The 6883-nt window shown below is 71.7% G+C and carries 6 protein-coding genes; 4 read left to right on the top strand and 2 right to left on the bottom strand.

Translation table 11 applies throughout. The annotated features are described in order from the left end of the window. Positions 1-631 (top strand): hypothetical protein (locus CA983_RS06700; RefSeq protein WP_086599953.1); only part of this gene is annotated, 631 nt, incomplete at its 5' end. A 173-nt stretch (positions 632-804) separates the two neighbouring features. On the opposite strand, the gene CA983_RS06695 is transcribed toward CA983_RS06700, so the two are convergent. Continuing rightward, positions 805-1413 (bottom strand): TetR/AcrR family transcriptional regulator, encoded by a 609-nt coding sequence (locus CA983_RS06695; protein WP_059415723.1) that lies wholly within the window; start codon positions 1411-1413, stop codon positions 805-807. Between the two features lie 166 nt (positions 1414-1579). Between CA983_RS06695 and CA983_RS06690 the strand changes: the two genes are divergently transcribed. Both CA983_RS06690 and CA983_RS06685 read left to right on the top strand, forming a co-directional pair. After that, positions 1580-2434, top strand: a complete 855-nt coding sequence (locus CA983_RS06690; protein ID WP_086599952.1) for a phosphatase PAP2 family protein — start codon at positions 1580-1582, stop codon at positions 2432-2434. Continuing rightward, positions 2431-3378: a DMT family protein gene (locus CA983_RS06685; protein WP_086599951.1), complete on the top strand. Its 948-nt coding sequence runs from the start codon at positions 2431-2433 to the stop codon at positions 3376-3378. Before CA983_RS06690 ends, CA983_RS06685 begins: the two co-directional genes overlap by 4 nt. Here the strand turns inward: CA983_RS06685 and CA983_RS06680 are convergent. Then, on the bottom strand, positions 3368-5419 hold the full coding sequence (locus CA983_RS06680) for a phosphocholine-specific phospholipase C (RefSeq protein WP_086599950.1): 2052 nt from the start codon (positions 5417-5419) through the stop codon (positions 3368-3370). The genes CA983_RS06685 and CA983_RS06680 overlap by 11 nt on opposite strands. 163 nt (positions 5420-5582) lie before the next feature. On the opposite strand from CA983_RS06680, the gene CA983_RS06675 reads away from it, so the two are divergent. Continuing rightward, a complete protein-coding gene (locus CA983_RS06675) occupies positions 5583-6872 on the top strand; it encodes an MFS transporter (RefSeq protein ID WP_086599949.1) in 1290 nt (429 codons plus the stop codon). Positions 6873-6883 lie beyond the last annotated feature (11 nt).

The following is a 6883-nucleotide window of genomic DNA, read 5'->3' as shown; positions in this document are numbered from 1 at the left end:
CCCGCTGACCGCGTCGGTCACCGAGCCGCTCCTGATCTTCGGCGGCTCCGGGGGCTCCGGGGGCCAGAGCCCGTCGCCCGGGCAGTCCCAGCCGCCGAAGATCAGGAGCGGCTCGGTGACCGACGCGGTCAGCGGGATCAGCCTGCCGATCCCGGAGGGCTGGTACGGCCAGGAGGCCCCGGTCGGCGCGCAGGTGACGTCCGACGACTCCTACAAGTGCCCCGGCGACACCACCTCGACCTGCACGAAGGGCGGAGCCTACTCGGCACCGGCCCTCGCCCTCGGCACCAAGGGCGCCACCGCCGAGGAGGTCGCGAAGGCGGACATCGCGGCGAACGCCGAGGAGTCCTACGGCGGCAAGTCCTACGGCGGGATCACCTCCCACGACGTGCTGGCCGCCAAGTCCGTGACCGTGGCCGGGCAGAAGGGCTATCTGGTCCGCTGGAAGGCCGTCACGAGCAAGGGCGCCGACGGCATCGTGGAGTCGCTCGCGTTCCCCTCCCCCGCGAACGCCAAGCAGATGGTCGTCGTGCGCTTCGGCGTCGACGCCGACCAGAAGGAGTCCGTCCTGGACGAGATCACCAAGGGCATCAAGGTGTCGACGGGCGGCGGCAGCGGCCAGGTGGTCTGACCGGCCCGGACACAGCCGGACAGCAAGGGGGACCCGGACACTGTCGGCCGGGTGGGGCGCCCCGCCGCTCACAGGGGAACCCCACCCGGCCGGGGGGTGCGCGCCGCCCCCGTCCCCACGGGTCGGCGCGGTCGGGTCGCCGTCCGGTCATCCCGTGGACGGCGGCCCGGGTCTCAGGTGAGGCCGAGTGCCGGGAGCACCGCCGCCTCCACGAACCGGACCAGATAGTCCGGGTCCGCGTCCTCGCCCTCCAGGACGGGCCGGATGCGCAGGACGCCGTACATCTGCGCGGGGATGTACTCCAGCGCCGGATGATCGGCGGGCACTTCCCCCCTTTCGACCCCGCGCCGGATGATCTCCTTCAGCGCGGCGATCTCCGGTTCGACCAGCGCCTCGCGCAACGCGCGCTGCAGCTCGGCGTCCTGCGGCGCGGCATGGGCGAGCGCCTGGAGCAGCTTGGTGTCCCGGCCCGACAGCTCGCCCGCCGCCCGGGCGGCCTCGCGCAGGTCGTCCGCGAGCGAGCCGGTGTCGATGCAGCGCGTCCGCCGGTGGGAGCGCAGTGCCGCCGCCACGAACTGGGGCTTGGTCTTCCACTGCCGGTAGAGCGTGGACTTGCTGCACCGGGTGCTGGCCGCGATCCCCTCCATGGTGACGGAGTCGTAGCCGCACTCGCGGAGCTGCTCCAGCACGGCGTCGTAGAACTCCTGCTCACGCTCGGGCGTGATCTTGGAGCGGCGCGAGGAACCGACCGGCTCGGGCCGGTCCGCAGCCTGCGACGTCATGGGCTGTGCTCCTGGCTTCCTCGGGCGGCCGGAAAATTCCCGGCCGGCGGTGTGTCCTTCGTCTATCGATACACCAGTGTACCGGTACGCGGACGTATCGGTACACTGGCGTATCGGTACGCACTCGTACCGATAACAGCAGCACCGTCACCGAAGGGGCCGGGGGATGAATGCCCGCACCGAGCCTGCGCCGGCGGGGTCCGACGCGATAGCGCGACCGCCGCTCGTCCGGGAGTTCCTGCTCGTCGCAGGGCTCTTCCTCGTCTACAAGCTCGGTCGGCAGCTGGCCACGGGCCACACCGGCGAGGCCTTCCACAACGCGTACCGCGTGTGGGACGTCGAACGAGCGGTCCGGCTGCCCGGTGAGGGGGCGGTGCAGTCCCTGCTGCTGCACGGCGACGGCCTGGTGCACCTCGCGAACACCTACTACGCGGCCGTCCACTTCCCGGCCACCGCCGCCTTCCTGATCTGGCTCTACCTGCGCCGCCCGGCCCACTACGTGTGGGCCCGCCGGATCCTGGCCGCGGTCACCGCCGCCGCCCTGGTGCTGCATCTGCTGTTCCCGCTCGCCCCGCCGCGCATGCTGGCCGCGACCGGCCTGGTGGACACGGCGCGGGTGTACGGCCCGTCGGTGTACGGCAGTCCCGCGACCGACTCCCTGTCGAACCAGTTCGCGGCGATGCCGTCGCTGCACTTCGGGTGGGCGCTGATGGTGGCGGTCGGCCTGATCGTGGCGACCCGCTCGCGATGGCGCTGGTTGTGGCTGCTGCATCCCGCGCTGACGCTGCTGGTGATCGTCGGCACGGCGAACCACTACTGGCTCGACGCGATCGTGGCGACGGCGTTGCTGGGTCTCGCCCTCGCGGCGATCCTCCCCCAGACCTGGTCCGGGGGCACCCCCGTCTCGCTTCGCTCGCCGCACCGCACGGTGACGACGGCGGGCCGCGCGCAGGGCAGGCTCGTACCGGCCCAGGCGCAGGTCCGGGCCGAGGAGCAGGCGCTCGCGGGGGCGGGCCGGTGAGCGCCGTCCTCGTCGCCGTGGTCCTGTCCCTCGTCTCCGCCGTCGCCTACGCGGCCGCCGCGGTCTCCCAGGAGCGGCTCGCCTCCCGCTCGCCCGGCGCGGGCACGCTGCGGCTGCTCGGCAGCGGCGCCTGGTGGTGGTCGGTCGGGCTGAACGCGGCTGCCGCACTGCTGCACGTCGTGGCGCTGAAGTACGGTCCGCTGACCGTGGTCCAGCCGCTCGGCGCGCTCACCCTGGTCGCGGCGGTGCCCATGGGGGCACGGCTCGCGGGGCGGCGGGTGAGCGCCGTCGAGTGGCGGGGCACCGCGCTCACGCTGCTCGGTCTGGGGGCGATCCTGGTCACGGCGTCCGGTCCGGCGCCCGACGACGTACTGAGCGTTCCCGAGGCCCTGGCGGTCGCGGGCGCCACCGCGGCCGTCATCGGGGTGCTGTCCCGGCCCGGCGCCCGCCCGGGGCTGCGGCATGCGAGCGCGTCCGGCGTGGCCTCCGGGGTCGCCTCGGCCCTCACGCAGACCGTGACGGTGGCGGCGACGGACCGGTCCGGTCCGTTGCTGAGCGTCCAGGTGGTCGGGGTGGCGCTGCTCGTGGCGGCCTTCGCGGCCGGCGGGCTGCTGCTGTCGCAGACGGCCTACCGGGGCGGTCTCGGCGGCCCGCTCGCGGTGGTGACCCTGGCCAACCCACTGGCCGCCGCGGTGATCGGCCTGTCGCTGCTGGGCGAACGCCTCCAGGGCGGCCCGGCGGGCGTGCTGCTCGCGCTCGCCGGGGGCGGCCTGGCGTCCTGGGGCGTGGTACTGCTCAGCCGGGCGACACCCGTGGTCGCCCCGGTGGACGACGACCATCCGGTGGCCGCCGTCCTGGCCCTGGAACCCGGTTCCGCCACGGCCGAACCGGCGTTGGTGCCCCGGCCGCACGATCCGGGGCACCTCGCCACGGCTACGCGGTGACGATCGCCGGGTCGCTCACGCCCGGCTGCCCGTTCTCGACGTGTCCCGCGAACCGCCGCAGGAACGCCGCGTCGCCCTCGGCGGTGACGGTCACGTCGTACCAGCGGCGGCCGGCCGTGAGGTCGACGGTCCGCCGCACCTTCGCGCCGGGGCGGACGGTGACGGTCGAGGACCGGCCTCCGTAACCGTCGGAGAGCTTCAGCCATGCCGTGCCGGAGCCCTTGTTGGTGAAGGTCAGCTCGATGTCGTCACCGGTGTGGCGTGCGGTGACCTCGCAGCCGGCCGTCCTGTTCGACCCCTTGAAGACCCGCACGAAGCCGTTCGGGCCGTGCACGGTCAGGTCGTACGAGCCCGCCGACCAGTCCGAGTTCCAGGTGTCGGAGAGGGTCTTGCCGGCCTCGGTGGTGTACATCCAGGGGCCGTCGGCGCGGTTGCCGGAGGTGACGTGGAAGGCGGCGCCGGCCTTCGGCCCGGAGGCGAAGGCGAGGGTGAGCTTCCCGGCCGCCGCGTCGACCGAGGCGTCCACGTGCGGTGCGTACTTCAGCGGCCGGGCGCGGCGCAGGCCGCGTTCCTGCCGGGGCATGCGCGGATCGGCGGGCGGGGTCGGCTTGTAGTCGGGGTGGCGTTCGCGGTCCTGCGGCTCGTACGCGTCGGTGCCGGGCAGCGGGGCGGGCCGCGTGTCCTTGCGGGAGAAGTCGAACGCGGAGGTCAGGTCACCGCAGATCGCCCGGCGCCACGGCGAGATGTTGCTTTCGCGCACGCCGAAGCGGCGCTCCATGAACCGCAGGATCGAGGTGTGGTCGAACGTCTCCGAGCAGACGTATCCGCCCTTGCTCCACGGCGAGACGACCAGCATCGGCACCCGGGGTCCGAGGCCGTAGGGGCCGGCCGTGTTCTTGCCGTCGCCCGGGAAGAGGTCGAGGGAGACGTCGACGGTGGACTTGCCGCGGGAGGCGTCCTTCGGCGGCAGGGGCGGCACGACGTGGTCGAAGAAGCCGTCGTTCTCGTCGTAGGTGATGAACAGGGCCGTCTTCGACCAGACCTCCGGGTTGGCGGTGAGGGCGTCCAGGACCTGGGCGATGTACCAGGCACCGTAGTTCGACGGCCAGTTGGAGTGCTCGCTGAACGCCTCGGGGGCGGCGATCCAGGAGATCTGCGGCAGCTTGCCGGCCTTGACGTCGGCCTTCAGCTGGTCGAAGTAGCCGTCACCCGCCTTGACGTTCGTGCCGGTGCGGGCCTTGTCGTACCAGGGCTCGCCGGGCCTCGCGTCGCGGTACTTGTTGAAGTACAGCAGCGAGTTGTCGCCGTAGTTGCCGCGGTAGGCGTCCTGGATCCAGCCCCAGGAGCCCTTCGCGTCGAGGCCGTCGCCGATGTCCTGGTAAATCTTCCAGGAGATGCCGGCCTGCTCCAGGCGCTCGGGGTAGGTCGTCCAGCCGTAGCCGAGTTCGTCGTTGCCGAGGACCGGGCCGCCGCCGGTGCCGTCGTTGCCCGTGTAGCCGGACCACATGTAGTAGCGGTTCGGGTCGGTGGAGCCGATGAACGAGCAGTGGTAGGCGTCGCAGACGGTGAAGGCGTCGGCGAGGGCGTAGTGGAAGGGGATGTCCTCGCGGGTCAGGTACGCCATGGTCGTGGTGCCCTTGGCGGGCAGCCACTTGTCGTACTTGCCGCCGTTGTAGGCCTGGTGGCCGTCGGGCCAGCCGTGCGGCAGACCCTCCAGGAACTGCATGCCGAGGTCGTCGGCGTCCGGGTGGAACGGCAGGATCTCCTTGCCGTCCTTCTCCTGGTGCCAGACCGGTTTGCCGTTGTCGAGAGTGACGGGACGGGGGTCGCCGAAGCCGCGGACGCCTCTCAGGGTGCCGAAGTAGTGGTCGAAGGAACGGTTCTCCTGCATCAGGACGACGATGTGCTCCACGTCCTCGATCGAACCGGTGCGGTGGTTGGCCGGGAGCGCGGCGGCGCGCTGGATGCTGGCGGACAGCGCACTGAAGGCCGTGGTGGCACCCGCGAGTTGGAGAAAGCGGCGCCGGTTGACTTCGGACATGAAGGACAGACCTCTCATCCTGAGGTACGGGATGGCCGGAGCGTGACGGAATCTGCGCGGAAGGAGTGTTTCAGGGACACCAAACGTCAAGGAAGGGGCCGGTGACACTCATGTGAAAGTCGCCGGTACGTGAGGTGTGCCGGGGCATTGTCAGGGGAGGGTCATGGACGTGACAGAGACGCAGACGGTTTCCCCGCCGACGAAACGGCCCGTTCGCCAGCTCCTCGCCGCCTCCGTGGGCAACGCCGTGGAGTGGTACGACTGGTACGCCTACACGTTTCTGGCCACCTACATCGCCGCCCAGGTCTTCCCGAAGAGCGCGGACAACTCGCTGGTGCCGCTGCTGTCCACGTTCGCGGTGTTCGCGGTGGGCTTCTTCATGCGGCCGGTCGGCGGGCTGCTGATGGGCGCGGTCGCGGACCGGCACGGGCGGCGAGCGGCGCTGACGGTCACCATCCTGCTGATGGGCGGCAGCAGCCTGCTGGTCGGGCTGACCCCGACGTACGCGTCGGTGGGCGTGCTCGCGCCGGTGATCCTCGTCCTGGCGCGGCTGCTGCAAGGTCTGTCCGTGGGCGGCGAGTTCGCGGCCTCGACGACCTTCCTGGTCGAGTCGGCAGGCCCGGGCAGGCGCGGCCTGTTCTCCAGCTTCCAGTACGTGTCGACGACCGTGGGACAGCTGGTCGCCTCCGGCATCGCCACGCTGCTCGTGGACACGCTGAGCGACGGGCAGATGAACAGCTGGGGCTGGCGCGTTCCGTTCATACTCGGGGCCGTCCTGAGCCTGGTCGGCTTCTGGATCCGGCAGGGCGCGCAGGAGACCCGCAGCGCCGAGCAGCAGCAGGCCCCGCGCCCCGGCCTGTTCGAGGCGCTGCGGAGGCACCCGCGCGAGTCGCTCCTCATCGGCGGCATCACGGCGGGCGGCACCATCGCCTACTACACGTGGACGTCGTACCTGCCGACGTACGCCGAACTCAACGCGGGTCTGGAGAAGTCGGACGCGCTGCTCGCGGGCACGATCTCACTGGCCTTCTTCGCCCTGCTGCAACCGCTCGGCGGCCTCCTGTCCGACCGCTTCGGCCGCCGCCCCCTGCTCCTCTTCTTCGGCCTGGGCTTCGCCCTGCTCACCGTGCCTCTGCTGCACGCCCTGCGCGACTCCTTCGCCGTGCTGCTGCTCGTGAGTTGCGCCGGCATGGTGCTGCTGACCGGGTTCACCTCGATCAGCGCGGCCGTGAACGCGGAGATCTTCCCGCCCCGGGTCCGCGCGGCCGGTATCGGCTTCCCCTACTCGCTGACGGTGGCCCTCTTCGGCGGCACGGCTCCGTACGTGGGCACGCTGTTCAAGGAGGTGGGCCACGCCGGGCTCTTCCCCTGGTACGTCGCGGTGCTCTGCCTGCTGTCGTCGCTGGTGTACCTGCGGCTGCCGGAGACGGCGCACACACCGCTCAGGCGGTGAGAGGGCGGCAG

The organism is Streptomyces swartbergensis (assembly GCF_002148965.1).
GTDB classification, from domain to species: domain Bacteria; phylum Actinomycetota; class Actinomycetes; order Streptomycetales; family Streptomycetaceae; genus Streptomyces; species Streptomyces swartbergensis.
The sequence above is the reverse complement of the archived record's forward strand: the minus strand, read 5'-3'. Positions and strand labels throughout refer to the sequence as shown.

Coding starts and splice junctions, on each gene's coding strand:
- CA983_RS06695 (WP_059415723.1), bottom strand. CDS start 1,413: ATGACGTCGCAGGCTGCGGACCGGCCCGAGCCGGTCGGTTCCTCGCGC.
- CA983_RS06690 (WP_086599952.1), top strand. CDS start 1,580: ATGAATGCCCGCACCGAGCCTGCGCCGGCGGGGTCCGACGCGATAGCG.
- CA983_RS06680 (WP_086599950.1), bottom strand. CDS start 5,419: ATGTCCGAAGTCAACCGGCGCCGCTTTCTCCAACTCGCGGGTGCCACC.
- CA983_RS06675 (WP_086599949.1), top strand. CDS start 5,583: ATGGACGTGACAGAGACGCAGACGGTTTCCCCGCCGACGAAACGGCCC.